A 564-nucleotide genomic window follows, 5' to 3' on the forward strand; every position below is an offset into this window, starting at 1 on the left:
CTGTGAAGCCTACTGGAAACCTCGTTGCTGACACCATCTGCCGTACCGCGGAAATCGGACTTGCCATCACCGGTGCTGCCGATGCCGGAGCGTTGACCATCATTGAGGCCACGCCAGTAGCCGTTGTCGGCGTGTGCCCGGACTGCGGACAGCCAGGAAAGCTGCGCGACCACATCACCCGTCGACTCGTTGATCTTCCTGTTGTTGGATTCCCCACTAGGCTGCACGTAACAGTCCCCAGATTCTTATGCACAGCCGTCTCATGTAAGAGAAAGATCTTCCAAGAATCTTTAACCTGCGCGGATGACGGCGCCAAACTCACTTATCGGGTCACCCGCTGGATCTTGCAGCGCCTTGCTATTGACCGGATGAGTGTGTCAGCCACCGCCAAAGCACTCGGTGTGGGCTGGGACCTGGTCAATAAAGTCGCGCTGGATGCCTGTCGCCAGCTTGTCTACGGCGACCCCTGCCACCTAGACGGGGTTCGCGTCCTCGGAGTCGATGAACATGTATGGAAACACACCAGTAAGCCAGGCCAGGCATCAAACCTGGTGACCATACTTG

Annotated in this window: 1 protein-coding gene; it reads left to right on the forward strand. The window is 57.4% G+C overall.

All coding sequences use genetic code 11. The features are described 5' to 3' along the window. Positions 1-2: 2 nt before the first annotated feature. Positions 3-564, forward strand: a 562-nt coding sequence (locus HMPREF2760_RS12640) for a transposase family protein (protein WP_148138859.1), incomplete at its 3' end; no start/stop codon positions are given.

Origin of the sequence: Corynebacterium sp. HMSC065D07, from assembly GCF_001810695.1 — a bacterium.
Taxonomy (GTDB): domain Bacteria; phylum Actinomycetota; class Actinomycetes; order Mycobacteriales; family Mycobacteriaceae; genus Corynebacterium; species Corynebacterium hesseae.